A 26,261-nucleotide genomic window follows, 5' to 3' on the forward strand; every position below is an offset into this window, starting at 1 on the left:
CTCACCACTGGCCGTAGTCGGTGGCCAGCACCCGGTTCAGATCGACGCCGATGCCGTCGATATCGCGCTTGTCGATCTCGAACTGGTGCAGCTGGGCGGCCGGGTGCACATAGCCCTTCGGCGTGCCCCAATTGTGCTGCCAGAACCAGGAACCCAGCCCGGCGTCGAGCGCGCGGTCGATGGTGGGGGTGTTGGCGTAGATGCCGACGAGATCGGCGCCGAGCACCGACTGCCACCCTTCGATGTAGGGCGCGATCATCTCGTCGAACTCCTCCTCGGAGGGGTTGTCGTCGATCGAGGCGTAGATCGGCGCGGTGTCGGGACCACCGGCGGCGGTGTGCAATTCCCAGCCGCGCTCGGCGTGCTGCTTGCCCGCTTCCAGGCCGCCGCGCCAGTCGGCCGTCGGGCCCTTGCCGAACTGATAGTTCGACACGATCGACAACCCGGCCGCCCACAATTGCTCGACCTCGGCCGCCAGCAGCGGCTTGCCCGCCATCCACTCCGCGCCGGGCCTGCGGTCGGAGACGTAGCGGATCACGCCGATGTGCCCCGCGTCCCTGATCGCCTCGGCCGAGGGCACGCCCGCGGCGTAATCGACCAGGGTGCCGAAGGATTGGGCGGCCGCGGGTGCGGCGGAGGTGGCGGCCAGGCCGAGCCCGACCGTGGTCGCGGCAGCGGCGAAGCCGAAGAACTCCCGCCGGGTCACCGGAACAGAACGCATCGCAGAGCTCCTTCGCGCAACCCGACCTTCAACCGGCAGCGTGCCCGGCGCGCCTTCCCCGAATCCCGCGCGCCGGGAGCCTCGAACGTGCACTCATTTCACCACAACCACAGGGGAACCGCCAGAACCAAAGGTCACTTTCGTCCCAGCTGTCACACAGGTCAGGTGGCGCTGTCGATGGCCGCGCCCACGTCGATGGTGCGGCCCGACGGATCGGCCAGCTCGGTGCTGACCACGGCGACGACCTGTGCCATCACCTGCTTCTTGATCCCGGCCAGCCGGGCCAGGGTGGCCGCGCGCAGCCCCTTTGCGGTGAATTCCATCGAGATGTCCTCGAGCGCGGGCGGCGGCACGTCGATGACGATCTGCAGCGGCTCGGCGGCCCTGGCCGTGAGGACCAGCGGAATCTCCAGGTCGGCGCGGTAGTGATTGGCCTTGAGCACGTCGACGGTGATGTCGAGGCCGACGGGCAGCGTCATGTCGAACACCCGGGGATCGCCCGGGGCGCCCATCCCGCGGTCGATCACGCGCGCCTGCTCGATCGCGCCGCGCACGGTCACCGTGGCCGCGCCCCGCGGACCCTCCGAGAGCGGGCCGACCACGATCTCGCTGCCCGCCATCTGCGCGACCACGTCGTGCACGCGTTCCCTGGTGACGATGTGGGTGAAGAAGCGCAGGCCGAACTCGCGGAAGTCGATCCACTCGAAGACGGTGTCGTTGCGATGCGGCGAGCGGTAGCCGTCGAGGATGGCCTCGATGTCGAAGACCCGCTCGGAGCGGACCTTCGGGTCGCCGACGATGGCGTTCACCCGGTTCGCGACCTCGCGCTGCACCAGGCCCGCGATCGGGTCGAGCAGCATCTCCCAGGCGGTGTCGATGGCCTCGGCGCGCAGCGTGAAGCTCACGTCCTTGGCGGTCACGGGGGCCACGTCGATCACCACCAGCAGCGGTTGCGCGGTGCGCGCGTGCAGCGTCAGCCCGATCTCGACGACGGCGGCCAGGCGTAGCTTGCGTCCGCCGAGCACCAGGTTCACCGCCAGCGTCAGCGGTATCCGGACACCGAAGGCCAGCGCGTCACCGGAATTGCGGGTGACCACGGGTGTCCCGAGGGTGCCCTCGGCGACGAAGCCGGCGAGTCCGGCGGGGCCGAGGGAGAACGGGCCGATCGTCACGCCGCGGCCGGTCATGCCCGCCACCGCGGCGGCGATGCGCTCCTCGGTCACCGCGTAGGCGACGAAGCGCTCGCCGAAATCGGCGTACTCGATCCACTTCGGGTCTCGTCGAGCCTGCTCGGTCACCTTCGCGCGCACATCGGACACCGTACGTGACGCAGGGAAACCCCCGGTTGATGGCACAACACCCCCGTCCTGCCGATGAGGGGGAAGCAGGACGGAGGGGTCGGCCGGGGCGCTGCCGGGCGCCACCGCTTCCATCGTACGGGTACCCGCGTGGTACCGCCGTCCAGCTTCATGGCAGTTGTCTTGAGCGACAATCGATTTCAGAAACGTCCATAACCGACCAGATCAGCGGTTTCGGCCGGTCGGATGGTGCGCACCCGTACCCCGCCCAGCTCGTTGCCGCCGATCGTGGTGATCGTGTCGCCCTCGGCTTTCAGCACGATGTTGGTGTGCTGGCCGAGCGGGCTGGCCGGGCCGTAGAGCACCACGTCGCCCGTGCGGGGCCGGTAGCCGACGTCACCGGGGGTGAACCGACCGACCTGCTGGTAGTACTCGGTCAGGGTGTAGACGCCGGGGATACGCCAGGAGCCGGAATTCGGATTGGCCAGCGGTCTGCCCGCCGCGCGCATCGTCCAGCTGACGAAATCGGCGCACCAGGCCTCCTCGACGCCCTCGGCGTACTTCGTTCCGGCGCCGGGGCGGTCGTATTCGCGACGCAGCACGTCGACCAGGGCGATCTGCTGTTCGTCGAGGTGTTCGCTGTCGAGCGCAGGGAACTGCTCGCCCCAGTCGTGCTGCCACCACACCAATCCGACGACGACCACGGCCGTCACCGCGAGCAATCCCGAGATGCCGAGCGCCCAGCGCCCCCGGCGACCGGTACGTTCGGCTTGCACTAGCGTCATCGCCCCCCGCTTTCGATCTGTCTTCTGATCTCTAAGACGAACCGGAGACGGCCGCGGTTCCCGAAACGGGCCGCGAATATTGCGTGCTCCGGAGCGGGCCGGGTGGGAGACGATCACCGGGTGGACCCCTGCGCCACCCGGGTATCGGCTCGCTACCGCGCTCTCGGCGCGCATCCAGCGTGCGTGCCGTCCCCTCCGGCGACGTCCACGCGCGGGGCGCGGACGTGGTTTCGAACACGTACCGCTCCGGAACACACAGTCTTGACCAGCGCGTACTCCGGCCTGGATCACCGTGCCGCGATGGACTGACAGCCGGGCGCTGTCCCGTCCGGCTGTGAGAATTTTTGCGAACGCTTTACTGTCGGTCAAGCTAGACGACTGTCCCAGTTTGTCCCAGTACGGCCAGAAAGGCGGGATCGCCCAGGTGGAGGACGCCCACGTCTCGATCGCCCGATATCTCCGCGAACGTCGCGAATCGTCGGGCCTGACCAGGGCGGCATTGAGCCAGGCCGCGGGCATCTCCCCCGCCCTGATCCAGAAGATCGAACAGGGCACCCGCACGCCGACCCTGGAGGCCCTCGCGGCGCTGTTCGACGCGCTCGACGTCCCCGAGCTGTTCCGCAGCCACATCATCATGATGTCGCTGTCGCATCGCTTCGACAGCCCGCTGCCCGCCACCGCCCCGGCGGTCCCGGCGGCGGACCGGCTGCTGATCGACAGCCTGCCCTATCCGGCCAGCCTGCAGGAGTATCCGGCGTTCGACGTGCTGGCCGTGAACGAGGCGTGGCGCAAGCAGTTCCCCGGCCTGCTGCCGGGCATCACCGTGCTCGAGTGGATGCTGCTGCACCCGACGTCGCGCGCGGTGATCCACGACTGGGAGCGCCACATCCACCTGAGCGTCTACGCCTTCCGGCTGATGGGCCCCAGCTCGATGCCGCAGGCGCGAATCGACGAATTGATCGCGATCCTGTCCGCGGCGCCGGAATGGGAGTATTTCTGGACCACCGAGCCGCCGGGGCCGCACGCCCTCGACGACCCGGAAGTGACGGTGGTGCACGCCGAGACCGGCGAGCCGACCACCCTGGCCATGCACAATCTCGATTTCGCGCTGCCCCGGCGGAACTGGTCGATGATCACGTTCACGCCGAAGGCGACCGACTAGCCGAAAGAGCACCCGACGTGGAGAACCCGCATCCGCCGATCGCTCGGTACCTGCGCGAACGCCGCGAATCGGCGGGACTGACCCGGGCGGCGCTCAGCGCCGTCGCCGGCATCTCGCCCGCGCTCATCCAGAAGATCGAACAGGGCACCCGGCCGCCGACGCTCGAGGCGCTGACCGCGCTGTTCGACGCGCTCACCGTCCCGGACGTGATGCGCGATCACCTGATCTCGCTGGCGATCGCCGCGCGCTACGAGTCCGTGCCGCTGCCGCTGGTTCGACCGACCGACCTGGTCCTGCTCGACGGGATCACCCATCCGGCCAGCCTGCAGATGCACCCGACGTTCGACGTGGTAGCCACCAACGCCGCGTGGCGGCAGTGGTTCCCCGGCCTGGAGGCGGGCGCCTCGATGCTGGAGTGGATGCTGCTCGACCCGCGCGCCAGGACCGCGCTCGTCGACTGGGATACCCAGACGCACCTGTGCGTGTACGGGTTCCGGCTGATGGGGCCGGGCCTGGCCCCGCAGCAGCGGATCGATGAGATCGTCGAGACCTGCGCGCAGGCGCCCGAGTGGACGAAGTTCTGGACCAGCGACCCGGCCGGGGCGCACAGCCTCGACGGGCCGCGCATGTATCTGCGCGATCCGGCGACCGGCGCGACGACCGCGATGACCGTGCATTCGCTCGGCTCGTCGCTGGTGCCGCGCCGGGACTGGTCGCTGGTGGTCTACGCGCCGATCCCGGCGGACTGAGCCCTCAGTCGGCCTTGCGGATCGGGATGAGCGCGGTCAGCACGATCGCGACCGCCGCGCCCGCCATCGCGATGAAGAAGGCGGTGTGGAAACCCTCGCGCGAGGGCAGCACGTGCGGGCCGAGCTGCATGGTCATGTGCGCGAGCACCACGCTCATCACGGCCGCGGAGGTGGAGGTGCCGATCGAGCGCATGAGCGAGTTCAGGCCGTTGGCCGCGGCGGTCTCGCTGATCGGCACCGCGCCCATGATCAGCGCGGGCATGGCGGCGTAGGCCAGGCCGACACCACCGGCGACGATCACCGCCGACAGCACGATCTGCCAGACGCTGTCCATCATCACCACCGCGCACAGGTAGCCGATGCCGATCACCGCCGAGCCGAGGGCCAGCGTCAGCTTGGGGCCCTTCTTCGCCGACAGCCGCGCCGAGACCGGCGAGAGCAGCATCATGACCAGACCGGTCGGCGCCATCGCCAGACCGGCGACCACCATCGACAGGCCGAAGCCGTAGCCGGTCGCCTCGGGCGCCATCAGCAACTGCGGGAAGGTCAGCGACATGCCGTAGAGCGCGAAACCGACCGCGATCGAGGCCAGGTTGGTGAACAGCACCCGCGGTCGCGCCGAGACCCGCAGGTCGACCAGCGGCGCGGACTGACGCAGTTCGTAGACACCCCAGAGCAGGAAGCTCGCCAGCGAGACGGCGAACAGGATCAGGATGGAGGCGCTGGCCCAGCCCCAGTCGGCGCCCTTGGTGATGCCGATCAGCAGCGTCAGCAGCGCGATCGACAGGCCCACCGCACCGCCGAAGTCGAACCGCGACGGCGTGCGCACCGGCGATTCCGGCACGAAGACGAACACCAGCACCGCGCACACCGCGCCGAGTCCGGCGGCGGTCCAGAACAGCACGTGCCAGTTCGCGTTCTGCGCGATCACGGCCGCGAACGGCAGGCCGATCGCGCCGCCGACGCCGAGGGTCGCGCTCATCACGGCCATCGCGCCGCCGACCTTCTCGGCGGGCAGTTCGTCGCGCATGATGCTGATCCCCAGCGGGATCGCGCCCACCGCGGCGCCCTGCAGCGAGCGGCCGACGATCTCGGGCAGCAGCGAGGAGAAGCTCGCGCAGATCACCGAGCCGACGATCATGAAGCCGAGATTGACGACGAGCACCAGCCGCTTGCCGAACATGTCGCCGAGCTTGCCCGAGATGGGCGTGGAGACCGCGCCGGCCAGCAGCGTGGCGGTGACCACCCAGGAGGCGTTGGACGCCGAGGTGTTCAGCAGGCCGGGCAGCGACGGGATGATCGGGATGACGAGCGTCTGCATGAGCGAGACGACGACGCCGACAGTACTGAGCACCGCGATGAGCACGGCCGGCGTGACGCCGCGGGTTTCGGGAGAGGCCGGCGTGACGTCGGCCGCGGTAACAGACACATTATGCACCGTACACAGCATGTGTATAGTACACAATTTTGATTCGCGGTGATCCACGCGACATAGTTGGCATATGTCCGATTCCGGCCCCGCCGACGACACCCCGTTCACCCGCCTGGTGTTCGAGCTGAACCTGATCTCGCGCCACTTCCCCACCACGACGCGGCGCAGGCCCGGGTTCGCGCTGGACCGCTCCGCGTTCCTCATCCTCACCCGCCTGGACCTGGGCGAACCGCTGAGCCTGCGCGAACTGTCGGAAGCGTTCCAGCTGGACATCTCCACCATCAACCGCCAGGTCGGCGCGATGCTGAAGCAGAACCTGGTGGAGCGGGTGCCCGATCCGGACGGCGGCGTCGCCAGGAAGGTGCGCGCGACCGCCGAGGGCAAGGCCGCGCTGGCCGCCGATCAGAAGCACCGGGCCGCGGGCATCGGCGTCGTCGTCGCCGACTGGGATCCCGACGACGTGGCCGAATTGAGCAGGCTCATGCAGAAGTTCAACCACTCGGTCGAACGGATCGAGGAAAACCCGTGGCCCAGACCTCCGCGCGCGCACGACTGAGCGCGCTAAGCTCCGCCGCGTGGTCACTCAACGGTCTGCCCGCCCGAGCTGGCTCGCCTGGGACAACTACTTCGTCGGCGTCGGCGGATTGGTCCTCGGCCTGTGCTTCGGCACCTGCGCCGCGCTGATCGCCGGCCCCGGCCGCAATCTCGCGGCCATCGTCCTGGTCGTTCTCGCCGCGATCTGCGTGCTGCCCGCGCTGCTGCGCGCCGTCGCCGAACTCAGCGTCTGGGTCCGGCTCGCCGTGCTCGTCATCGGCTTCGCGCTGCTGCTACCCGCGATCGCGCTCAGCCCCGACGTGCGGGACTGGGCGGCGGAACGCTGGGAACGGGCCTGGAAGTAGCCGCCCTACAGCTGATTACGCGGCACGGCGAGCAGCATCTGGATCGCCTTCTGGATGAACTGCGCCGACTGCCAGGTCAGGTAGGCGCCGGCGGCGCCCGCGGCACCCGCGCTCGAGGACCCGGAGGCCGAGCCCGAGGCCAGATCCGCTGACCCGGTGGCCGATCCGGTCGCCGAGCCCGAGCCCGGCAGCGCCGACGCGGGCGCGGCGGCACCGAGCAGCCCGATCGTCATCGCGACGCCGACCACCGCGGCGCGCACTGCGTACTTGGACGTTTCACGACCGGACACCATCAGCTGAATCCCACTCTCCGAAAAGCACTGCGAACATGCAGTATTCACGCCGAATGCGCCCGCCAAACCCGATTCGCGTGGATTGCCCACTTCGCGCGGTTCTCGGCGTGCATTTTTCGGCGATACGGCCCGACCCGTGTTCATTCTCCGCCGGGTCGGGCACCGGTGACAGACCACGGATCTCGGGGCAGCCCCGGCACCGTGGTCCGGCCGTCAGTGGGTCGCGGCCCGGCGTTCCCGCGCCGCCTCCTCGAATCGCTCCGCCCGCTCACGCACGACGTCGGCCGCGTGCGCACCCCGGGTCAGGGCGACATCGAGCAGGTGCGCGCCGCGCTCCTTGGCGGCTTCGGCCAGCACCGGCCCCCGCTCCCTGGCCACCTCGGCCAGCTGCGTTCCCCGTTCCTTCGCGGCTTCGGCCAGCACCGGCCCCCGGTCCTTGGCGACCTCGGCCAGCTGCGCGCCGCGCTCCTTGGCGACCTCGGCCAGCACCGGGCCGCGCTCCTTGGCGACCTCGGCGAGCTGCACGCCGCGCTCGCGCGCCGCCTCCGCGATCTGCGGGCCCCGATCGCGGGCGATCTCGGCCAGCTGCGCGCCCTGCTCGTTGGCGACCTCGGCGAGGTGCGCGCCGCGCACCTTGGCCGCGCCGACGAGGGCCGCGCTCTCCGCCGCCACCCGCGATTCCCGGCGCGACAGCGCCTGCCTGGCCCGCCAGCCCAGTGACGGCTTGCCCGCGGTATCGGACGCGGCGATCAGCAATCCACCGAGCAGCCCCAGATCCTTGAGGAACCCCGCCAGCTTGGCCGCGCGGCGATCCGGGTCCGGCTCGGCCCAGAAGTCCTGCTCGGTGACGGTGCCGGGGACCACGGTCGCGGCCAGCACCAGGGCGGCCGGTCGCGGCGCGCGGCCGCTGGCCAGCAGCACACCACCCGCGATCTGGGCCACGGCGTTGACCTTGACCAGGCGGCCCGGGTCGTCGGGTATCCGCGCGGCCAGCGAATCGGGCAGCGTCGCCCTGCTCTGGTCGGCGAGTGCGGTCGCCGCGGCGGCACGCGGTTTCGGGTGCATCAACGCGTTGACACCACCGGCGACGAATGTGGTCGCCAACAGAGTGCGGGCAACACGGCGGACTGGCTTCATCGGCATCGTCTGATCCCTTCGTCTACGACTGGGGAGAACGGCTCCTCCCCATTCGACTACCCGGGACCCCACACCACAAACGATCCACACAACGATCCGGTCACACCCGCCCGCTACCGTCGACGCCGTGTCCGACACCACCGTCCGCACGGCCTACGCCGCGATCCACGAGCTCTACATCGATCTGTTCGGCAGCCCCGACGACCTGCATCCCGACGACGCCGACCTGGTCCTGCGCCGGCTCACCGACGTGCCCGGTCCGATCCTCGATCTGGGGTGCGGCCCCGGCCACTTCACCCAGCTCCTGCACGCCGCCGGCGTCACCGTCACCGGCGTCGACCTGGTCCCCGAATTCATCGCCCACGCCCGCTCGCGCTACCCCGACCTGGCGTTCCGCGTCGGCTCCTTGCGCGCGATCGACGCGCCCACCGCCTCGGTCGGCGGCATCCTCGCATGGTTCTCCCTGATCCACTTCACGCCGGCCGAGTTGCCCGCCGTCCTGGCGGAATTCGCCCGGGTGTTGAGGCCCGGCGGCCGGCTGGTGCTCGGCTTCTTCGACAGCGCCGAACAGGTCGAGACGTTCCCGCACAAGGTGACCGCGGCCTATCGCTGGCCGGTCGACGAGCTGGCCGAGGTGCTTCGCGCGGCCGGCTTCACCGAACTCGAACGGCGGCAGCGTCCGGCCGAGGGTGACATCCGCCCGGTGGCCGCCCTCGCCTGCTCACGCGCTCATCGGTAGTTCGGGTGGGGCGGGCAGTCGCACCGAGGTCGCCCGCACCACGCGGAACTGCCCCGGTGTCATGCCGGTCTCGTGCTGGAAGACCCGGTAGAACTGCCGCGTCGAGGAGAACCCGCTGGCCTCGGCGATCCTGGCCACCGACCGCGCCCGGTCGCGCAACAGCAGCTGACGGGCATGGCGGACCCGCATCCGGCGCAGCATGGCGGCCGGACTGGTGCCCAGCAGGGTCTCGAAGGCGCGGTGCAGGGTGCGCCGGGAGACCAGGCACCCGCGCGCGATGCCGTCGACGGTCAGCCGCGGATCGGTGAAGTGCCTGCGCAGGAACACCAGCAGCTGTCCACGCGAGAGCGCCCGCGCCTGTGTGACGACCGTCCGGCGCGCCGAGGCGGCGACGATCGATCGCACCAGGTCCAGACCGCCCGCCGCCAGCGGCCCGGCCTGCTCGGGCCGCGGCAGCGCCGCGACACCCGCGAAGAACCGGGCGATCACCTCGCCCGCGCCCGCGGCCGGGACGTGTAGCGGCAGCGCCGCCCAGAACGCCGGACTGGCGGCGAACACCTCGACCGGCAGCCGCAGCACGACCTGGGCCCAGTCGCCGTGCATCGCCCACCGGAACGACTCGCTCGCCCGGTAGACGACGAGATCGCCGGGGCCGAACGCGATCCTGCGCCCGGATTGCTGGATCTCCCCGGTCCCGTCGAGCTGAATGCTCACCAGCAGCTCGTCGCCCCGCGCGGCCGACTCACGCCGCCGCAGCGTCTGGCGTCCCGCCCGCAGGATCGTCAGCTCGAAGCCGGTGAATCGATGTGATTCGATCCGCCCCGGCGTGCGCGGCTCCGTGCCGTATTCCACCCGAACCGGGGCGAGAGCCTGCGATACCCGGCGCACCCAGTCCTCATCAGCGCCCATCTCAGATTCCCCCTGACCCGACACATTTCGCGTCCTGAACGGATTTTCGAAGACTTATTCCTCGAGATCACCTCTGCGCCAAAGGTTTTCAGACGAAGGTGACGCACACCAACCGAGCGGCCGGAATGCCTTCTCCGGGGATAGTAAAATCTTCAACGAATAGCCCCCCGACATCACTGTTCGCGGTGCGGACAAATAGCCTCGGCGCACCCGATGTGATCGACATCAACCCGGTAATATCCGCGCCATGGCGGACGAGCGTTCCCGCTCGGCGAACGAGAGCGACAACGAACTGACGCCACGGGAGCGACTGGCTTGGCGTATCTACCTCGCCGGAAAGTCCGATCTCGACGAGGTCGTCAACCGCCAATTGGAACAGGGCTACAACCTGAGCTTTCCCGAATTCCGGATTCTGCTCGCCCTGCACCGCGCACCCCATCGCGCCCTGCGCATGAGCGTGCTCGCCGACCGCGTCCACGTCTCCCGTGGCCAGCTCACCCACCTGGTCCGTGCCCTGGAGTCCCGCGACCTGGTGCTGCGGCGGCCCGACCCGCACGACCGCCGTGGCGTCGTCGCCCACCTCACCCCCGCGGGCACCCGCACCGTGGCCGCCGCCCTGCCCGGCCACGAGAAAATAGTCCGCGACCACTTCGTCGAACCCGTCACCGACACCGCGCTCGATACCGTCGCCGACGCCTTCGGACGTATCGTCCGAAATACGAAGGAATTGTCGTCAGGGACCGGAAAGAGCTCCGAAAAGGCCCGCCCGGAACCCACTGATTCGAATAATTGAATAGAAAGTCGGCCGAGTTCCGTTAGTGCGCGGCAGCGCTGATGACGCCGCGCACGACGCTTTCCAGCGCCTCGGCGGTCCGGTCGAGCGGCCGGATATCGCGCTGCGCCCGGCACAGGGCGACAGTGCCCTCGAGCGCGGCGACGATCAAGGTGGCCGTCCGCTCGGCGGCGCCCTCGGCCGCCCCGTGCGCGCGCAGCGATTCGGCGAGCAGGACCGTCCAGTGTCCGAACGCCTCGGCGGCGGCCCGGCGTGGCTCGTCGTCCTCGTCGGGCTGATCCTCCACCGACACCGCCAGCACCGGGCAGCCCGCCTGGAAATCACTGTCCACCAAGATCTTTCGCCACATGGCGACAAACGCGCGCAGACCGGACACCGGACCGGCCGACAACTCGGCGGTCAGTTTGCGCACGGTCAGCGCGTCGGCCAGGCGCACCGCCTCGGCGGCCAGTTGCGATTTCCCGCCGGGGAAATAGTGATAGGTCGAGCCCAGCGGCGCACCGGAATGCTTGGCCAGCTCGCGCACGCTCGTCGCGTTCAACCCGCGCCGCCGCAGCATGTCGGCGGCACCGGCCACCAGTCGATCGCGCGCGTCCGACTGCGCCATCCCGCACCTCCTTGCCCATAACGACCGTCATAGCGTACCGTCCATGATTTATAACAGTCGTTATAACGGAGGCGTTCCCATGCCGATGATCCAGCTCACGCTGCCCGCGGGCGTCCTGACCGGTGAGGCCCGGCAGCGGTTGCAGAAGACGCTCGCCACCACCCTGCTCATCTGGGAGGGCGCTCCCGACACGGCGTTCTTCCGGGCCCAGGCCTGGTGCCTGATCACCGAGGTCTCTGCCGGCGCCTTCGGCACCGCCGAAGACGAGTTGCCCCGCTTCCGGGTCGACGCCACCGTCCCGGAGGGCGCGCTGTCGGACCGCCGCAAAGCCGGTCTGGTCGAGCAGGTGACCGCCGATGTCCTCGCCGCCGCCGCTCTCACCGAGGCCGACGCGCTCCGAGTCTGGGTCCTCATCCACGAACAGCCCGAGGGCACCTGGGGCGCGGCGGGCAACATCATCCGCTTCGCCGAGCTGAAAGCGCTCGCGGCCCAGGCTCGCGGCTGATGCGCGAACTGCACCTGGTCCGTGCTCATCACCTCGCCTGGCGCGAACGACCCGACCCGGTCCTGCGGGGGCCACGCGACGCGCTCGTCCGTCCGTTCGTCGCCGCCAGGTGCGACGGCGACACCATGCCGATCCACCGGCACGTCTCCCGGGCCATGCAGCTCGGCCTGCGTGCCGGATTCATCGACCCGGTGGTGGCGAGCATTTGCGGTGACGTGCCGTTCCGTGGTCCGTTCGGCATCGGCCACGAGTGCGTCGCGGAAGTCGTCGAGGTGGGCCCCGAGGTCACCGGCTTGGCCCCCGGTGACGTCGTGGTCGTGCCGTGGGCGGTGTCGTGCGGGGCATGCCCGGAATGCGCGCGCGGGCTGACCGCCAAGTGCGCGACGACCCGCACCGGCACGCTGGCCGCGTTCGGTTTCGGACCGGCCAGCGGACCGTGGGGCGGCATGGTCGCCGATCTGCTGCGCGTCCCGTTCGCCGACCACATGCTCGTGCGCGTGCCCGGCGGAATCGACCCACTGCGCGTCGCCGCCGCCAGTGACAATCTCACCGATGCTTGGCGCTGTGTCGTCGGCCCGCTCGCCGAGCGCCCCGGCGGTTCCGTGCTCGTTCTGGCCGGCGCCGCGCAGAGCATCGGCCTCTACGCGGCCGGGCTGGCGGTCGCGCACGGCGCCGAGGTCGTCGACTACGTCGATCACCGCCCGGAACGCCTGGCGATCGCCGAAAACTCGGCGCCCGCGCGCATCCGATCGCCAAGGGCAAGCTCCGCCGCACCGACCTTCCCGCCCGGCACTACGACATCGCCGTCGAGTCCACCTCCACCGCCGCCGGCGTGGACGCGGCCCTGCGCGCCCTCCAGCCGGGCGGAATCTGCACCCCGGTCGGCTACTACCTCGCACCGGGCACGAAGGTGCCGCTGATGCACATGTACGCCAACGACGCGACGCTGAAAATCGGTGTGTCCCATGTCCGTCCGCATCTGCCGGACCTGCTCGACTTCATCGCCGGTACCGAGTTCCCCGCCGAGACCGTCACGACCCTGCTGGCGGACTGGGACGACGCGCCCGAGGCCTACCGAGCCCACACCACCAAGCTCGTCCTGCACCGGCCGCCGCTGGGGCCGGCCGCGTAGCCGGGCGCGGAGGTCAGGCCGCCAGAGCCAGGCTCTCGACATCGAGGCGGTCGGCGCTCGCCCGGGCGACCAGCCGCGCGACGGCCTCGGCGACCCGCGCGGGCTGCTCGAGGATCACCGAGTGGCCGGCGCCGTCGATCAGGACGAAATCCGCGAAGTCGACGGCGGCGGCCATGGCGACCGAATGCGACGGCGGCGTCATCAGGTCGGCCGAGCCGCACAGCACCAGGGTGGGGATCTGCGACAGCACGGGCAGCGCGTCGGTGCGGTCGAACGCCTTGAAGGCGCTCAGGAAGGTCGCCATCGTGACGATCGACGTGGCGTTGTGCATCGCCTCGGCCAGCGCCAGCACCCGCGCGCTGACCGTGCGATCACCGAACTCGGCGGCCCGCACGACCGGCGCGAAAACCTTGCATGCCAGCACCTTCACCTGCTGCATCAGCCGCGGCGCGCGCCGGACGGCGGCCTGGAAGACGGCGATGATCGGGTTGCGCAGCAGCCGCCCGAAGCCCGCGTCGGCGAGCCCGTTCGCGGCGGTCGCGACCAGCCCGACGCCGACGATGCGGGTGCCGATCTCCGCGCGGTACAGGTCGGCGTAGGTCAACACGGTCATGCCGCCCATCGAATGGCCGACCAGCACGACCGGCCCGGTCGGCGCGACGGCGTCGAGCACCTCGTGCAGGTCGCGGCCGAGCTGTTCGAGGGTGTAGGTCTGGCGCGGCGCCGTCGCCGAGTCGCCGTGGCCGCGATGGTCGTAGCAGACGACCCGCGCGCCGGGATGATCGCGCAGCAGGGTGTCGCGCACATCGGTCCACGACTCGGTGCGCAGGCAGTGCCCGTGGATGAGGACCACGGTGAGCTCGGCGTAGCGGCTGCCGTATTCGCGAACCGCGAGCTCGACTCCGTCACCGGTCGTGACCGTGACCCGACGCTCCGAGTGGGCGGTGATGCTGCTCGACATCGGAACCTCCGGATCGCTGACGGTGACAGGTTCAACTCTGCGCCGAATCCGTCCCCGTCATCAGGTCCCCGAGTGCTGGCGCCGAACCCCCGAGGGTGCGCAGAACCCCACCTTGGTGCACCGGGGCTACCGCGGCGCGGCCCGCCGCTTCGGACGCATGCCGTCGACTTGGCCACCCGAACGCACCCACCTCTTCATCGCCGATCACTACGCCGACCCGCTGGCCCCCAGCCTGATCACCCGTGCCGCCCTCGACCCCGACAGCGCAGGCGCCTACGTCATCGGCGGCCTACGCCACGGCATCGCCCAGTGACTCCGCACGACACCCCACCGGCCAGCACCTGGCAACCGACCGCCTCTGGCACCTGACCCCCGCTACCCTCGGAATCACCAGGAGCCAGGGGGGCACATGACAAACGACCGGACAGCCGCGACCGCACTACGACAGCGATCACGAACCTTCCGAATCGCCACGGACATAACGCAAGTAGTCCTCGGCATCGGCGCCGGCTATCTGATCAACTGGGCAACCCTGCTCGGCACTCTGAACCTCCTGATCGCCGCCGAGTGGGAACTCCCCTGGCTGCTCGACATCTGGTTCGTCCCCCTCGCGGTGACCTCCGGCCTCGCAGCCACCCTCTGGTTCACCCGCCCGACGATCAGGCCAGCCCTGATCGCAGCAGCGACGAGCTCCCTGCTGACCACAGCCACGTTCGTCTGGATCTTCGCGACGTGGTAGCACTCAGCATGCGACGCCAGGGAGACACGATCGTCACCGACCGGTTCGTCATCTGAACAGCCAGCTCGAAGATGCCCGATATGCGGTTCAACAGCGCTGTGGCCGGCAGTCGTATTCGCCGGACGGCGGCGGCATGTGCGGATGTTCGCTCGTGAGGCACTCCAGCGCGCAGGAGGCTTCGATGGAGTGGACGTCCGACTGACCGCGATCGTCGGATTTATATGCGACTCGTGGATACGCATATTTCCTACATCGAGGAGGATCACGATGCATGCGACCGAACATCCTCTGGCGAACCGCGAAACCGGCGTTATTCCGCGTTCTTCCCTGGTTCTCCGGACTGGCGATCCGCGCGACCAACCGTCCCTTCACACAGCCGGGCATGCTGAAGCCGCACGTCGGCGGGCATCGGTACGGGTGGACCCACTACGGAGTGATGATCCCGGATCTGCCTGAGCCGCATCGATATTTCAGCACCATGGTGATCGCCGGACTGCCGGGCGCGACCGCACTGGACAATGACCACGCGGTAACCACCACTCCCCGTGACACCGTCACCGTATCGGTGTCGACGGCCGCGCCCGGGGCGGCCTTCTATCGGGCGTATTCGATGACCGAACAATGTCGACTCGAAGCGGACGGCTCGCTGCTGGACTTCGGTGGCGGCGACGTCGTCATCGAGGGCACCTATCCCGACTTCCGGGTGTCGGTGCGGACCGCTGGATTGACCGCCGACCTGCGACTACACGCGACCGGCCAGGTCGCTTGGTTCGCGCGCATACCGGCCTATGACCACTTGAGCCTGTGTGTCGAATACGACGGCTGGGTCGCTGCCGGCGGCGAGCGCACTGCGGTCTCAGGGATCGGCACCTTCGAATACGCCGCCTGTGTCGGTCTCCACGGTCTCATTGATCGACCACTGAGCGCCGCATCGAAAGCGCCGGTCGACTTCTTCAGCTACCAGGTGATCGCGATAGACGACCGCACACATCTACTGCTGGCCGACGTACATGCAGTGGGCGAACCGCTGTTGACCATGGCGTACCACCGCTCCGTCGACCAGCCCACCTGGGTGACGCACCGGGATGTGCGGTTCGAGGTCACCGAATATGCTGCCGAAACCACGACCGACCCGTACGGCAATCAGATGCGTCTCCCGATTCGATTCACTTGGACCGCGGGCGAGGACCTTGTCGTTCACGGCACGGTCGACTCGCCTCCACGTTTCGGTGTCGGCCGCGGATACATCATCGGCTACCGCTGTCACGGCAATTTTCAAGGCCGAGAGTTCACTTCGCGAGGCTACATGGAGTACATCGACAACGAGCCAGCCAATCGGGCAGCTGCGAGCTTCCTCGACCAGCTCGCAGAACCGATCTGATCGAGTTCCGAGTATTCCGAGTTCGCGGTCATCGACAGCAGCGGACGACTATGCCCTGTGCGGGTGAGACGGTGTGGATGCCACCGGCGGCCGTGGGCGGGGTGGCCGATGGACTCCAGCAGCTCAACGGGTCGATGTACCCGGCGACCTCGAGAACCCGACGGATCTCGAACGGAACATCGACGTTCGACAGATCTCACCGAAAAGGGTTCGAAGCTGACTCCTTCGATTCACCCCAGGCGCAACGACTTACACGTTGAAGCGGAACTCGACCCACTTGACAGCCCACTTGCTTGCCATGTGCCACACCTCCGCGTCAGCCATGCGGTGACAGTATCAGCCCCCGGAACACGCTGGCACACAACCAGTTCATCGATCCGCGCTGGACCACCGCCCAGCGTCGGGCCGTGTCAGCTGAGGTTGAATCGTGACACCGACATGACACTGACACTGACACTGACACCAGCAAGGCGCGTGGGCAGCAGAAGGGCCGGACTCAGCTGACTTCGTCCGGCGACGCCGGACGCCTTCCCATTAGCTCGATGTACCTATCGGTCATCCCGTACAGGAGATCCCACGCGACCTGTATCCCTTGGAGCAGATCCTCACCTTGTGGGTTCCAGATCGACAACTGACGACCCTCGTCGGTCGTCGCCTCGACCACCGACATGCGCGCGGCCCAACTCAACCCGTGGGCGTGGGCGCTCATAGTCCGCCATCGGAGCAGAATCTCGCTCTTGGCGCCGAAGTCGGCGTAGTACGCGTGCGGTGTGACGAGAGCAGCGGCAGCGCCGATGATCTCGGTGTCGGCCGGCTTCTCCTTGATGTGCTTCTCGATCGTCTCTGCGGTCGGGCTGTCGCCTACCCCAATACGGACAGCGTCAGCCACAATCGCGTCGAGTTGAGCGTTCAACTTCTCGATCGTGCCGAGCGCGGAGTCTCGGCGCGTGTTGTAATGCTCGTTCTCCGGCGTGGCATCCCGCTCGGAGTGGTTGTTGACGAGTTCACGGGCGGCAGTTCGGTTGTTCTTTGCCTCGTGGTACGCCACGCAGAGCGTCCGGGACTGCCGTTCCTTCTCCGTCTCGGCAGCGAGAATCCACCCGCCGAGTCCAGCGGCAGTGATCGCCGACCGAACGAGAGTGAAGGTCGAGAACGTCGAGATCTGACGTGCGCGCAGCACACCCCTGGCAGCCATTTGCAGGTGGTCGAGCGCGTTCAACCCGATGACAGGGATGGTTGCCACAGTCGTCTGCGTGGTCAGCGCCTCGAAATCGGACGCCAGTTGGCTGCCTGGCATAGGGTGGCCCGCATCGCAGTAGAAGTCCGCCAGCTCCTCGATTTTGGGAGTTAGCGCCTCCAATCGCTCTCGGGTCTCATCGTCCAGCGCGACCAATTCCGTAACTGTCGTCCTCTGCGTCATGCCGCCGAGCCTAAGCACCCACCCTGACAATGCGCGGCTCGGTGACCGACACGACCGCTCCCCTGACCGAGTGGGGCTGCGGCCCCATCCCTGGCCTGGAACCGTCGTCCAAGCCCTCACCGACCCGGCCGCCGCAACGGATCTGGCCGGCGTAGATGGATTGCAGCAAGAGTCTGGCGGCGTGGAGGGCGGAAGGAGTTGCATGGCTCCTGCCTCCTCGTGGCCCGATTGTCTGACTTCTGCCGAATCAGTGGAACAAGGTCGCCCGGAGCGTGCGCTCCGGCCACCAATTCATCGCACCCGCCTACTACACGCAGACCCTCGCCGATCCCTAACCGGGGATCCGATGAGGTTCAGCGAGACTTCTACCAGCAGTTGAAGCGAGATACCTGAACCAGGCTCCACGACGACTCGTGACCACCTGCGGGGGGTGTCCGAGGTTCTCACGCATCGGAGCACAGAAGAGCCACCGATCATTCATAATATCCTGATGGATGCTGCTCCAAGCGATCTTAATGGTAGAGGGAATCGCGTTGACGAGCCGAGCGACGCAGTTGTCGTCAGGCCACTGCCATGGAGGTCCCGTCTCTCGGCTATGCCGTACCTGCCTGGCGGCGGGGGGCGACAGATCGTCATTTTGCGCGAGCTGCTGCAGGCTGTCCTCGCACACGATGGACTGTTGACGGTCGCGATCAGCGACGGGAGCGGCCAAGAGCGATCGCTACGCGACGCGTTGAAGCCGTTGTCATCCGCTGGGTTCGTACAGCCGGTCGACCGTACCCACGTTGCGGTCGCTGACGAGGCACTGGCTTGGCTCGAGTCGGGCGATGACGCCGCACTTTTGGCGATCTTCCACCGCCACGTCAGGTATGTGGGCGAGTTGTTGGACACCCTTCGACCAGGCCCACTCTCGGTGCGCGAACTCATGGAGGCAGCAGCTACCCGGTATGACCTCATGTGGACCACGGCCGATCAGGCGCGACGGCGTGTGACTTGGCTTTCATGCATGGGCGCAGTCGAGTACCGGACTGCAACACTCGTGGCTCTCACCGACCGCGGCGAAGAGTTGCTATCTAGCCTCGCTCTCGACGGCCCAACAGAGGTAGATAATTCCCCGGCGCAGCCAGTAGAGATTAAAGACCCACCAACCGCCATTGCGGACCTCCTTGCCGACCTGACACCGACGGCGCTCGAATCCCGGAATCAGATTCTTGGGTACGTGCCGCGCGGCAAGGGAGAGACCGACGTCGTCCAAGCCCTGCAGGCGTTGGTCAATGCCGCTTCTCCTTCCGTTAGTAAAGCTCAACTGCTCACTTTTGCCGAAAAGCACTTTGGGGTGAGTGAATCTTCTTTTGGCGCGATCCTCACAACGCTCACCAAGTCCGGCCTGATCGAACAAACATCGTTAAATGTCTACGAGCCCACACCCGCTGCCCGTGCTTGGCTGGAGACGGCAGAGCCGCTCGACTTGGCGCTTGCAATGCACACCCGATACCTGTTCATGCTCGAAATCATCCCCATGCTGCGGGAGCACGATCGAGCACCGGATCTCGCTCGCGCGGCCGTGGAGAACTACGGGCTTCGCCGTGCCGATGTAGGTGGCGTCCGAACACGCCTTCAGATCCTCATGGCGGCTGGGCTGATCATGGAGCGGGCGAACTGGCGCTACCAGTCGACCGCTCTCGGTGAGGAAATCGCAGCCCGGTATCCCCTGCAAACACCACGCGACGTTGCAGAGACCAGCGGGTCCGGCGAGACGGGCGTGAGCGAGACCTGCGAACCGACGGGCGAGACCCAGCTACAGCAGGCCGCGGACATCGGCCGCGATTTGATGAACGGGGGCAGGGATTCCGATAGCCCAGTCCGGCTCGAGCAAGCCGTAGCGCGCGCGTTTCAATTTCTCGGTTTCGAGGCCCGCCATATCGGTGGCGGCGGCAAGACAGATGTACTGGCGACTGTGGACAATAACGAGCTAAAGCCAGTGAGAATCATCGTGGATGCCAAGTCTGCGAGATCAGGATCTGTAAACGAGGGGGCGGTATCATTTGATACGCTGCGCGAGCATCAAGCCAAGCACCGAGCCGACCATGTCGTCCTGGTTGGACCCAGCTTCGATACAGGGCGGATACGAACGCGAGCAGAGCAAAATGGTGTCGCCCTGATCACGACGGCCGAGTTGACGGAAGTCCTTGCACGCCACGCTAATTCGCCGCTGTCGCCCTATCATTACCTAGGTCTAATCACCGGCAAAGAGGACGACCGACGGCGACTCGACCTTCGCTGGTCCGGTGCCGAACGTCGAATAGACCTTCTGGCTCAGATCATCACTGTGCTCGCGGAAGAGGCACGCGACACCGATGAGATCACACGCGGGGCGCTAACCAGCGATCAGATCTACTTGATTGCACGCGAGGGAAGCACCGGTTCTCGCCCACACCCCACAGATATTGAGGCGACGCTCGACTTGCTGCAGCATCCGTTGATTGACTCGGTCCGGACGGTGCGTGCCGATCGCGGACGACCGGTCGCCTATCACCTCGTTGACAGCCCAGCGCTTGTCCGAGCTAAGCTCGCCACTCTCGCGCGAGCCTTAGACCTCCTCGATGAAGAAGCGCCGGACTAGCATTTAGAATGACCGAGCATCGAACGCGCACGAGCAACTATCCGGGGCTCGACGCCGACTAAGGAATCCGGCCGCACAATCGACCCGGGTGCTACTTCTTCCCAGAGGCTAGTCCGCTTCGGAACTCGACGACGTCGCCGTCCTATTTCTGCACGTCAAACGCCCCACTCACACGTCGACTCGTATTCCGGAACCGAGTAACCTCAGCACCTGCTCACACTCTAATCACTCAGCAGCACAACCATACTTGGCCATGTCGAATGCTCTGCCATGTGGGCAAGTCATAGGACGATTCTACATGCAGATAGGTCATAAATAGAGGCCATGACGTTTCTAAATCGACTAAAATAGGTTCTCCCGCACCACTTCTTCAACAGTTCTTGATTAACGTCGATGTCGATATGACCCCAGATCCGATTCCACGAGAGCCGATCCACGAGGCCGCTGGCCGCTCCCTCAGCGGTGATTGTGAGCCGCCTCCGCGCCTACCTTATGTACGAAAGCGCGCTGATAGGTCGCCAGTATATTGGCCTTATTTGGGAGGGTGCGCCACCTCGACGAGCAGATAACGCACCGTGACGAACAGACGGGCGCGGCGGCCGCATGACCCACTATCCGGAAGCCGCCGGACGCCTCAAGACCCAAGATCGTGGAGCAGAGCCCCGGCGATCCGTGCGACTGCGTGGTCAAGTTTTAGGATGTCGACTGTAAAGACATCAACTGAGACGCCCGTCGTAGATACCCCAAGGCTAATATGACCGAAACTGGTCGAGGGATACACCAAGAACGCGGTATTAGAGCTCAATGACGTCGCGTGAGCAAGCAACTGGTAGAGATCACTTGCCCTGGGTTTCCCTTCAAGGTTCTTGTACTTCACGTCTCCAACAATCCGAGTCTGGCTACCAATCCGAGTCAGAATCAGGTCAGGGGATACATTCAGATGTGAGACCGCAGGAAAGAGGTAGGCGTGATCCCGCCCTTTCTCCACTCGCCATACCCCCTTGAGGAATTCAGTAAATGCCTCCCGGACGCCTACCTCGAAGGCGTCCTCCAGATTGATGAACCAGGTGATCGGCAGATGGCCTGCGTCACTTCCCAATGGATCCATGCCTGCGCCGAACAGTAGTATGGCCGCCAGGTGGAGCAGTTGTCCGGTCTCGCCTCCTACAGTTTCAGCAAGATCAACCGCACGTTGTGCATGCCGCCTAGGTGCCCCGAATAGCACATCGGCTGTGTTGTTGTCATGAAAAAACGGTGCGAGCACCCTGGCCTCAGCTATCGCGGACTCTCCGAGCAGACCGGCGTGATACAGGTCCTCCGTGACACGAAGTGCTGCTGCGATGCACTGATTTGCGGGCGTAATATGAGTGATGTGCCGCTTTTCGAATGCCGCGATTTGAGGCCGCCCGCTTGCCCGCAACGCTAACGTTTCTCTAATCAGCAACCGGCCACCAATTACCGAGCCTTTCCGCCGGAAGTTCTCGTAAGCCCAACCTCGTCCGCCCTCCACATAGCGAGTGACTGCAGCTACGAATAGAGTTACTACACGATCTATTAGCGTGTCCTCATGCGTGAACATTCCAGGGAGCGATATAGTTTTCACTCCAGCGAGGCGTCTGCTGAGTAGAGCTTCCAGCGCTCCAGGCACCTTCTCCCGGACTCGAACAGTTAGGTCGCCGCATCTTGCAAGTCCCACGCTGCTGCCCGCGCTAATGGTAACTGAGCCGTCACGGCGGCTGCTGGGGTTGATAACTTTCCGTTCGACCAACGACCAGAATGTCTCGTTGGCGGACAATCTTCTCCATGTCGTGGCGCTGACATGAGCGATACCTCGCTCAGTCACAGAGACGTCATCTGTCACGCCGACTGATCTCCGATAGTGCTAGCCTCGGTGCCATTGCCGGCCGATATCGCTGAACCCCGGTGTTCCTGATGTTTTGGATCAGTCCATGGATATGCCGCCTCTATGGCATTCGTGAGCGGGTGCGGCGCGACGAGAGGCCTCCTGAGCATATGACGAATTCGCGACTGCCAAAGGTCATGCAAGTCGGGTACCTCGGTGTTGACCTCCGCAAAAATGCCGTGCCCAAACGGCATCTGATGCTCGTACAACTCTGGGTGGGCTGCACGAACTGCAGGGAACAATTGCGTCAGTCTTTTTAGTGCAGCGACCGACAGTCGACCAGTAAGCATCTCCGCTAGTTGAGTCTCGTCGGGCGGGAAGTCAACGATGCGCAGTCGGCGCAGCAAGGCATTATCGATATCGAGAGCTGAGCGATCCGTCGGGTTGAAGGTCACGATGATGCGCAGGTTCTCGGCGATCCGCACAGGGCGGCGACTATATGTCGGGGTGAACGTCCTGCTACGATCCTCGACAAATGTCATCACCTCGCCCAGAACGGCAGAGACATCCGCGCGGCTGAACTCGTCAATTAGGACTACCCAGGTTTCGTCTGGATTGGCGGCAGCCAGCTCATTCCATTCAAGGAATGCTCCATTTGCGGGACTAATCCTGCCGTCGTGCTCGACACGCATCCCCTCGACAAACTCCTCGTAGCTACTGGAGGGGTGGAACTGCACCTCAAGAACGCGTTCCGGTGCATCGGCGAGCCGTTGGCTAGCGATGCGCCCGACGTATGACTTCCCCGTCCCTGGAACGCCGGCGAGTGCCACAATCGACGAGTCCCCATAGCGTTGGGCGGTTGCAATGACCTCGCCAATTTTGACCTCGGTCTGTGGGCCAAAGCTGCTATGCATGGATTTAAGGGGCGGTGGTTCGTCGATCATCGCAAGTCCTTCGGAAGTGATGCCATCTTCGAAATATGCTCAACATACTCAGATACGTTTGCGTACTCGTGGACTGGATAATCGGCCTTAGCTGCGGCCTCGACCACACGGCGAGTCTCGGGGCGTAGCTTGTAGAACGCCTCACCTGTCTCACGTTTATCCTGGATGAATGTGAAGCCGAAGGAACCTGCCGCGACTAGCGGAATCAGCCGGTCGTTCTTGCGGCTGCCGGTCTCAACCTCAGCAAGCAGCGTGCCTGCAGCAGGATCCGCGCGATGTCGTCGTATTCGTTCGATTGCGCACGCCAGGCCCTCGTCGTCAAGCGCATACAATAAGGCTCTGTTGATCTCTTCCGAATATATGATGTCGTCGAGCTCAAGCATCGCCCGCCACAGATATACAAACGGACGTGCTGTAACGCCTGCACCGTAATTTACCCGCTTTCGCATCGGATTTCGAAGGGTGCAAGCGGCCAGAGCATATGCGGCATGACGTCCCAACGCGGCTGCGTTGGACGGCCTGAATTCAGGTAGCCAACGCAGCGTCGCTCGCCCGAGTTCCGTTACTCGTAGCACACTGGAGGGATCCTCATAAGCCAGACCCATGCTTTGGACTACTTCTCTAGCATCGCGATACCGCCGCGAGTCTGGAGTACCTGAACCCGCCCCCCGACTGCGAGCACTGTCGTACGGCAGTGAAGCGAGCACCTCTGAGTCACTCAGCCCATCAGCCCGTAGAACTGCCTCTAGCCACGGACTAACGTTGCCAAGGATTCTCACAGATAGATGAAGTCCGACGCTCCATGTCTCCTCAACTACAGGCATGGCACTCAATTCACGTTATCTGCAGCTGGCTGCACACCGATAATGTGGTCAGAGATCGCCGCGCCGACACGAGCGGCGACAAGCGGCGGGACCGCGTTACCGATTAGAGCTGCGATTTGTTCGCGATTTCCGTAGAACCTAAACTCGTCCGGGAAGGATTGCAGTCTGGCCCCCTCACGCAGCGTGATATTCCGATCCTCTGTCGGGTGGGCGAAGCGACCTCTCGTGAAACTGTCGAACCTTGCTGTAATAACGTTTGATGGACGATCTGGATGGAGTCTTCCGTAGACAGCGCGGTGGCCGATCTTCGAAGCGCCATTGCGGTGGCAGTCAACCCGCAACTCGATCGGCAGGTCCTCGAAACCTCCTCCAGGAGGAATATGCTGCAAGCGCTCACGATTCTTCTCGGACAACCTGCTCTCGACGTGCAGCGGATCTTCTGCGTCCACTGTGCCCGGCGCGGCAGCAGGCGGGAGGCTAGCCAGGGCCTCAGCGACAGTAACGGGCCGATGCGCAAGGCCGCTGAGTCGGAGGCCAGGATCATCGAGACCCCGGCGCCATCCATAAACCAGCACTCTGGGGCGTCGCTGGGGGACCCCGAACTCGACCGCGTCGACACGTAACACGTCGTACTCGTAGCCACCCTCGCTGATGACATTGACAAACCTTGCGAATGAATCCCGGCCCCGCCGACCGAGCAGACCAGGTACGTTCTCCATCAGAAACGTCTTCGGCCGAGTACCTACAATGAGCCTTCCGAAGTGCACGACGAGATCGTTGCGAGGATCTGCGTCCTCACCAATCCTCTGGATTGAAAAACCTTGGCATGGCGGTCCACCTGCAAGTAAATCGAGCGTACCTGCCGGCTGGCCGATCAACTGAAGGATGTCCTCTGGCTGCGCACTTCCCAAGTCGATTAGATGGGCATCATGGCCGAAATTCTGGGAGTAGGTGGAGACCGCGGACTCCCAATTGTCGAATCCAGCAAGGACTTCAAATCCTGCATTCTGGAGGCCCAGGCTCATACCCCCTGCGCCGCAGAACAGATCAACTGCCGTGAGTTTCATACGTCCTCGCACTTGGTTGCCAGAGACTCAGTCGAGTAGGACGCCAGGCACCGCGTTCCCGCCTTCAACGCTGGGATGAGTCGTGAGAAACTTGCGCCCACTGGCTTCTTGATACCGGTTGCGACGCTACCCAGTGCGTCCGCATGAGCCAACCACGCCGGTTGGCTCGTACCCTGGGCATGGTGTGCGAGCACGCTGATTGCCAAGTGGGCAGCGAAGACCGGCGGCACAGCGTTCCCAATCTGGCGGAATGCCTGGTCGAGAGTCCCCTCAAAAACATAGTCCCGCGGAAAACTCTGTAAGCACGCCGCCTCCCTAATCGATAGCCCGCGGTCCTGCTCAGGATGGACATAGCGCCCACTGGCAGGATTCCGGCTGTAGGCCGTGATCGTAATCGCAGGCTTGTCCCACGCAAGCCGACCGTAAACATCTTCGTAGCCGGATTTTCCCTGCCGCTCCGCAAGCGTCTGGAGACTTTTCGGACCCGTGCCAGCCAGACGACTACCCCCATCACGAGGGACTGCGCGAATAGTCTCAATCGTCGACGCACGATGACCAGCCGTCCGGTGCATCGTGTCTTGTGGATCCGTGGATCCGGCCTGGATCGGTGGCAAATCCGCGATCGCCTCACGCACGGTGCTGAACTTATCGCGGTGCCGAGTCGGGACTGGGCCATGGAACGGCGTTCTGGCAGCAGTCAAAACAGCCCGAAAGCGCTCCTGCGGTACCCCGAATTCAGCCATGTTGTGCGCGGTCAGGTGAGTGTAGTAACCAACTTCTTGGAGAATCTCTCGCGCACGCTGGACAACCGGCCAATACCGTTCCGTTAGAATCTCGGGAACATTCTCGACGATTACGTAATCCGGCTGCATCCGCGCTGCGATATGGGCGAAATCGATGAATAAGTTGTTTCGCGGATCGTTCGGCCCAGCGCTATTGCGATGGGATGAGAATCCTTGGCAAGGAGCACACCCAATTAGAACCAAGGGATTCTCAGGCCGACGACCACTGCCGTCGATCAGCGTGTCAAGCCTTTCAGGTTCCTGTGCCAACTGGTGAATATCGGCCTTTACTGGCGTCAATCCGATGTTCCTCAGATAGGACCGATTGGCGGGCTCATCAATGTCGATAGCGAGAACGTGACGGAACATAGGAGCGGAATGGTCCGAGATCTGATTGATATGCTTGAACCCGGCCGACATGCCGCCGCACCCGCTGAACATATCAATTACGTCGATCGCCCTGCTCACGATTCCGGCATGATCTGCGGGCTGCGAGACCCCGAGGCGAGCACCCAG

28 protein-coding genes are annotated in these 26,261 nt (G+C 65.5%); 13 read left to right on the forward strand and 15 right to left on the reverse strand.

From position 1 onward, the window contains the following. Position 1: 1 nt before the first annotated feature. The 3 genes from Q7X29_RS29220 to Q7X29_RS29230 form a co-directional block, all read right to left on the reverse strand. Complete coding sequence (locus tag Q7X29_RS29220; RefSeq protein ID WP_218719861.1) at positions 2-721, reverse strand: DUF1906 domain-containing protein; 720 nt, start codon at positions 719-721, stop codon at positions 2-4. 161 nt (positions 722-882) lie between these two features. Next, positions 883-2,031: a hypothetical protein gene (locus tag Q7X29_RS29225; protein WP_316575965.1), complete on the reverse strand. Its 1,149-nt coding sequence runs from the start codon at positions 2,029-2,031 to the stop codon at positions 883-885. Positions 2,032-2,219: 188 nt separating this feature from the next. Beyond that, on the reverse strand, positions 2,220-2,804 hold the full coding sequence (locus Q7X29_RS29230) for a CHAP domain-containing protein (RefSeq protein ID WP_316575966.1): 585 nt from the start codon (positions 2,802-2,804) through the stop codon (positions 2,220-2,222). Positions 2,805-3,192: 388 nt separating this feature from the next. On the opposite strand from Q7X29_RS29230, the gene Q7X29_RS29235 reads away from it, so the two are divergent. Together Q7X29_RS29235 and Q7X29_RS29240 are read left to right on the forward strand one after the other, a co-directional pair. Beyond that, positions 3,193-3,966: a helix-turn-helix domain-containing protein gene (locus tag Q7X29_RS29235; protein ID WP_255588179.1), complete on the forward strand. Its 774-nt coding sequence runs from the start codon at positions 3,193-3,195 to the stop codon at positions 3,964-3,966. A 17-nt stretch (positions 3,967-3,983) separates the two neighbouring features. Beyond that, the gene (locus Q7X29_RS29240) at positions 3,984-4,715 is read left to right on the forward strand and encodes a helix-turn-helix domain-containing protein (protein WP_316575967.1); all 732 of its coding nucleotides are present in this window, start codon (positions 3,984-3,986) and stop codon (positions 4,713-4,715) included. 4 nt (positions 4,716-4,719) lie between these two features. Here Q7X29_RS29240 and Q7X29_RS29245 read toward each other — a convergent pair whose 3' ends face one another. After that, positions 4,720-6,165 (reverse strand): MFS transporter, encoded by a 1,446-nt coding sequence (locus tag Q7X29_RS29245; RefSeq protein WP_374104889.1) that lies wholly within the window; start codon positions 6,163-6,165, stop codon positions 4,720-4,722. A gap of 52 nt (positions 6,166-6,217) precedes the next feature. Between Q7X29_RS29245 and Q7X29_RS29250 the strand changes: the two genes are divergently transcribed. Both Q7X29_RS29250 and Q7X29_RS29255 read left to right on the forward strand, forming a co-directional pair. Then, positions 6,218-6,703 carry a MarR family winged helix-turn-helix transcriptional regulator gene (locus Q7X29_RS29250; RefSeq protein ID WP_218719858.1) on the forward strand — a complete coding sequence of 162 codons (486 nt, stop codon included), beginning with the start codon at positions 6,218-6,220 and terminating at the stop codon, positions 6,701-6,703. Positions 6,704-6,722: 19 nt separating this feature from the next. Continuing rightward, a complete protein-coding gene (locus Q7X29_RS29255; RefSeq protein WP_316575968.1) occupies positions 6,723-7,046 on the forward strand; it encodes a hypothetical protein in 324 nt (107 codons plus the stop codon). A gap of 5 nt (positions 7,047-7,051) precedes the next feature. Here the strand turns inward: Q7X29_RS29255 and Q7X29_RS29260 are convergent, their stop codons facing one another. Together Q7X29_RS29260 and Q7X29_RS29265 are read right to left on the reverse strand one after the other, a co-directional pair. Then, complete coding sequence (locus Q7X29_RS29260; protein ID WP_316575969.1) at positions 7,052-7,339, reverse strand: hypothetical protein; 288 nt, start codon at positions 7,337-7,339, stop codon at positions 7,052-7,054. Between the two features lie 213 nt (positions 7,340-7,552). Continuing rightward, positions 7,553-8,482: a DoxX family protein gene (locus Q7X29_RS29265; protein WP_218719855.1), complete on the reverse strand. Its 930-nt coding sequence runs from the start codon at positions 8,480-8,482 to the stop codon at positions 7,553-7,555. 121 nt (positions 8,483-8,603) lie between these two features. Between Q7X29_RS29265 and Q7X29_RS29270 the strand changes: the two genes are divergently transcribed. Beyond that, complete coding sequence (locus Q7X29_RS29270) at positions 8,604-9,215, forward strand: class I SAM-dependent methyltransferase (RefSeq protein ID WP_316575970.1); 612 nt, start codon at positions 8,604-8,606, stop codon at positions 9,213-9,215. On the opposite strand, the gene Q7X29_RS29275 is transcribed toward Q7X29_RS29270, so the two are convergent. After that, on the reverse strand, positions 9,198-10,124 hold the full coding sequence (locus Q7X29_RS29275) for a helix-turn-helix transcriptional regulator (protein ID WP_316575971.1): 927 nt from the start codon (positions 10,122-10,124) through the stop codon (positions 9,198-9,200). The two genes, Q7X29_RS29270 and Q7X29_RS29275, sit on opposite strands and share 18 nt — an antisense overlap. Positions 10,125-10,371: 247 nt before the next feature. On the opposite strand from Q7X29_RS29275, the gene Q7X29_RS29280 reads away from it, so the two are divergent. After that, entirely contained in the window at positions 10,372-10,917 is a 546-nt protein-coding gene (locus Q7X29_RS29280) for a MarR family winged helix-turn-helix transcriptional regulator (protein WP_316575972.1), read from the forward strand. A 22-nt stretch (positions 10,918-10,939) separates the two neighbouring features. On the opposite strand, the gene Q7X29_RS29285 is transcribed toward Q7X29_RS29280, so the two are convergent. Continuing rightward, the gene (locus tag Q7X29_RS29285; RefSeq protein ID WP_316575973.1) at positions 10,940-11,524 is read right to left on the reverse strand and encodes a TetR/AcrR family transcriptional regulator; all 585 of its coding nucleotides are present in this window, start codon (positions 11,522-11,524) and stop codon (positions 10,940-10,942) included. Positions 11,525-11,603: 79 nt separating this feature from the next. On the opposite strand from Q7X29_RS29285, the gene Q7X29_RS29290 reads away from it, so the two are divergent. From Q7X29_RS29290 to Q7X29_RS29300, 3 genes are read left to right on the forward strand one after another with little or no spacing between them, the layout of a single operon-like run. Next, the gene (locus Q7X29_RS29290; protein ID WP_316575974.1) at positions 11,604-12,029 is read left to right on the forward strand and encodes a tautomerase family protein; all 426 of its coding nucleotides are present in this window, start codon (positions 11,604-11,606) and stop codon (positions 12,027-12,029) included. Beyond that, positions 12,029-12,949 (forward strand): alcohol dehydrogenase catalytic domain-containing protein, encoded by a 921-nt coding sequence (locus Q7X29_RS29295; protein ID WP_316575975.1) that lies wholly within the window; start codon positions 12,029-12,031, stop codon positions 12,947-12,949. Before Q7X29_RS29290 ends, Q7X29_RS29295 begins: the two co-directional genes overlap by 1 nt. Next, the gene (locus Q7X29_RS29300) at positions 12,949-13,161 is read left to right on the forward strand and encodes a hypothetical protein (protein ID WP_316575976.1); all 213 of its coding nucleotides are present in this window, start codon (positions 12,949-12,951) and stop codon (positions 13,159-13,161) included. The genes Q7X29_RS29295 and Q7X29_RS29300 overlap by 1 nt, the downstream gene beginning before the upstream one ends. A 13-nt stretch (positions 13,162-13,174) precedes the next feature. On the opposite strand, the gene Q7X29_RS29305 is transcribed toward Q7X29_RS29300, so the two are convergent. Further along, positions 13,175-14,122, reverse strand: coding sequence for an alpha/beta fold hydrolase (locus tag Q7X29_RS29305; RefSeq protein ID WP_218719848.1), 948 nt, complete (start codon positions 14,120-14,122; stop codon positions 13,175-13,177). 22 nt (positions 14,123-14,144) lie between these two features. Here Q7X29_RS29305 and Q7X29_RS33155 point away from each other — a divergent pair, with 22 nt between their 5' ends. From Q7X29_RS33155 to Q7X29_RS29320, 3 genes are all read left to right on the forward strand, one after another. Beyond that, positions 14,145-14,435 (forward strand): hypothetical protein, encoded by a 291-nt coding sequence (locus Q7X29_RS33155; protein ID WP_394358748.1) that lies wholly within the window; start codon positions 14,145-14,147, stop codon positions 14,433-14,435. Between the two features lie 96 nt (positions 14,436-14,531). Then, positions 14,532-14,861 (forward strand): hypothetical protein, encoded by a 330-nt coding sequence (locus Q7X29_RS29315; RefSeq protein ID WP_316575977.1) that lies wholly within the window; start codon positions 14,532-14,534, stop codon positions 14,859-14,861. Between the two features lie 271 nt (positions 14,862-15,132). After that, on the forward strand, positions 15,133-16,242 hold the full coding sequence (locus Q7X29_RS29320) for a DUF6670 family protein (protein ID WP_316575978.1): 1,110 nt from the start codon (positions 15,133-15,135) through the stop codon (positions 16,240-16,242). 496 nt (positions 16,243-16,738) lie between these two features. Here Q7X29_RS29320 and Q7X29_RS29325 read toward each other — a convergent pair whose 3' ends face one another. Continuing rightward, entirely contained in the window at positions 16,739-17,662 is a 924-nt protein-coding gene (locus Q7X29_RS29325; RefSeq protein ID WP_316575979.1) for a hypothetical protein, read from the reverse strand. A gap of 595 nt (positions 17,663-18,257) precedes the next feature. Between Q7X29_RS29325 and Q7X29_RS29330 the strand changes: the two genes are divergently transcribed. Continuing rightward, a complete protein-coding gene (locus Q7X29_RS29330; protein WP_316575980.1) occupies positions 18,258-20,285 on the forward strand; it encodes a restriction endonuclease in 2,028 nt (675 codons plus the stop codon). Between the two features lie 634 nt (positions 20,286-20,919). Here Q7X29_RS29330 and Q7X29_RS29335 read toward each other — a convergent pair. The 5 genes from Q7X29_RS29335 to Q7X29_RS29355 form a co-directional block, all read right to left on the reverse strand. Continuing rightward, positions 20,920-22,080, reverse strand: a complete 1,161-nt coding sequence (locus Q7X29_RS29335; RefSeq protein WP_316575981.1) for a 5-methylcytosine restriction system specificity protein McrC — start codon at positions 22,078-22,080, stop codon at positions 20,920-20,922. A 62-nt stretch (positions 22,081-22,142) separates the two neighbouring features. Continuing rightward, entirely contained in the window at positions 22,143-23,072 is a 930-nt protein-coding gene (locus tag Q7X29_RS29340) for an AAA family ATPase (RefSeq protein WP_316575982.1), read from the reverse strand. Beyond that, positions 23,069-23,455 carry a hypothetical protein gene (locus Q7X29_RS29345; protein ID WP_316575983.1) on the reverse strand — a complete coding sequence of 129 codons (387 nt, stop codon included), beginning with the start codon at positions 23,453-23,455 and terminating at the stop codon, positions 23,069-23,071. Before Q7X29_RS29345 ends, Q7X29_RS29340 begins: the two co-directional genes overlap by 4 nt. Before the next feature lie 446 nt (positions 23,456-23,901). Then, the gene (locus Q7X29_RS29350) at positions 23,902-24,963 is read right to left on the reverse strand and encodes a DNA cytosine methyltransferase (RefSeq protein ID WP_316575984.1); all 1,062 of its coding nucleotides are present in this window, start codon (positions 24,961-24,963) and stop codon (positions 23,902-23,904) included. Next, complete coding sequence (locus tag Q7X29_RS29355; RefSeq protein WP_316575985.1) at positions 24,960-26,213, reverse strand: DNA cytosine methyltransferase; 1,254 nt, start codon at positions 26,211-26,213, stop codon at positions 24,960-24,962. Before Q7X29_RS29355 ends, Q7X29_RS29350 begins: the two co-directional genes overlap by 4 nt. Between the last annotated feature and the right edge of the window lie 48 nt (positions 26,214-26,261).

This window comes from Nocardia canadensis (assembly GCF_032656385.1).
GTDB classification, from domain to species: domain Bacteria; phylum Actinomycetota; class Actinomycetes; order Mycobacteriales; family Mycobacteriaceae; genus Nocardia; species Nocardia canadensis.

Coding starts and splice junctions, on each gene's coding strand:
- Q7X29_RS29220 (WP_218719861.1), bottom strand. CDS start 721: ATGCGTTCTGTTCCGGTGACCCGGCGGGAGTTCTTCGGCTTCGCCGCT.
- Q7X29_RS29230 (WP_316575966.1), bottom strand. CDS start 2,804: ATGACGCTAGTGCAAGCCGAACGTACCGGTCGCCGGGGGCGCTGGGCG.
- Q7X29_RS29245 (WP_374104889.1), bottom strand. CDS start 6,165: ATGCTGTGTACGGTGCATAATGTGTCTGTTACCGCGGCCGACGTCACG.
- Q7X29_RS29250 (WP_218719858.1), top strand. CDS start 6,218: ATGTCCGATTCCGGCCCCGCCGACGACACCCCGTTCACCCGCCTGGTG.
- Q7X29_RS29260 (WP_316575969.1), bottom strand. CDS start 7,339: ATGGTGTCCGGTCGTGAAACGTCCAAGTACGCAGTGCGCGCCGCGGTG.
- Q7X29_RS29265 (WP_218719855.1), bottom strand. CDS start 8,482: ATGCCGATGAAGCCAGTCCGCCGTGTTGCCCGCACTCTGTTGGCGACC.
- Q7X29_RS29275 (WP_316575971.1), bottom strand. CDS start 10,124: ATGGGCGCTGATGAGGACTGGGTGCGCCGGGTATCGCAGGCTCTCGCC.
- Q7X29_RS29280 (WP_316575972.1), top strand. CDS start 10,372: ATGGCGGACGAGCGTTCCCGCTCGGCGAACGAGAGCGACAACGAACTG.
- Q7X29_RS29285 (WP_316575973.1), bottom strand. CDS start 11,524: ATGGCGCAGTCGGACGCGCGCGATCGACTGGTGGCCGGTGCCGCCGAC.
- Q7X29_RS29290 (WP_316575974.1), top strand. CDS start 11,604: ATGCCGATGATCCAGCTCACGCTGCCCGCGGGCGTCCTGACCGGTGAG.
- Q7X29_RS29295 (WP_316575975.1), top strand. CDS start 12,029: ATGCGCGAACTGCACCTGGTCCGTGCTCATCACCTCGCCTGGCGCGAA.
- Q7X29_RS29300 (WP_316575976.1), top strand. CDS start 12,949: ATGCACATGTACGCCAACGACGCGACGCTGAAAATCGGTGTGTCCCAT.
- Q7X29_RS29305 (WP_218719848.1), bottom strand. CDS start 14,122: ATGTCGAGCAGCATCACCGCCCACTCGGAGCGTCGGGTCACGGTCACG.
- Q7X29_RS29315 (WP_316575977.1), top strand. CDS start 14,532: ATGACAAACGACCGGACAGCCGCGACCGCACTACGACAGCGATCACGA.
- Q7X29_RS29320 (WP_316575978.1), top strand. CDS start 15,133: ATGCGACCGAACATCCTCTGGCGAACCGCGAAACCGGCGTTATTCCGC.
- Q7X29_RS29325 (WP_316575979.1), bottom strand. CDS start 17,662: ATGACGCAGAGGACGACAGTTACGGAATTGGTCGCGCTGGACGATGAG.
- Q7X29_RS29330 (WP_316575980.1), top strand. CDS start 18,258: ATGCCGTACCTGCCTGGCGGCGGGGGGCGACAGATCGTCATTTTGCGC.
- Q7X29_RS29340 (WP_316575982.1), bottom strand. CDS start 23,072: ATGATCGACGAACCACCGCCCCTTAAATCCATGCATAGCAGCTTTGGC.
- Q7X29_RS29345 (WP_316575983.1), bottom strand. CDS start 23,455: ATGCTTGAGCTCGACGACATCATATATTCGGAAGAGATCAACAGAGCC.
- Q7X29_RS29350 (WP_316575984.1), bottom strand. CDS start 24,963: ATGAAACTCACGGCAGTTGATCTGTTCTGCGGCGCAGGGGGTATGAGC.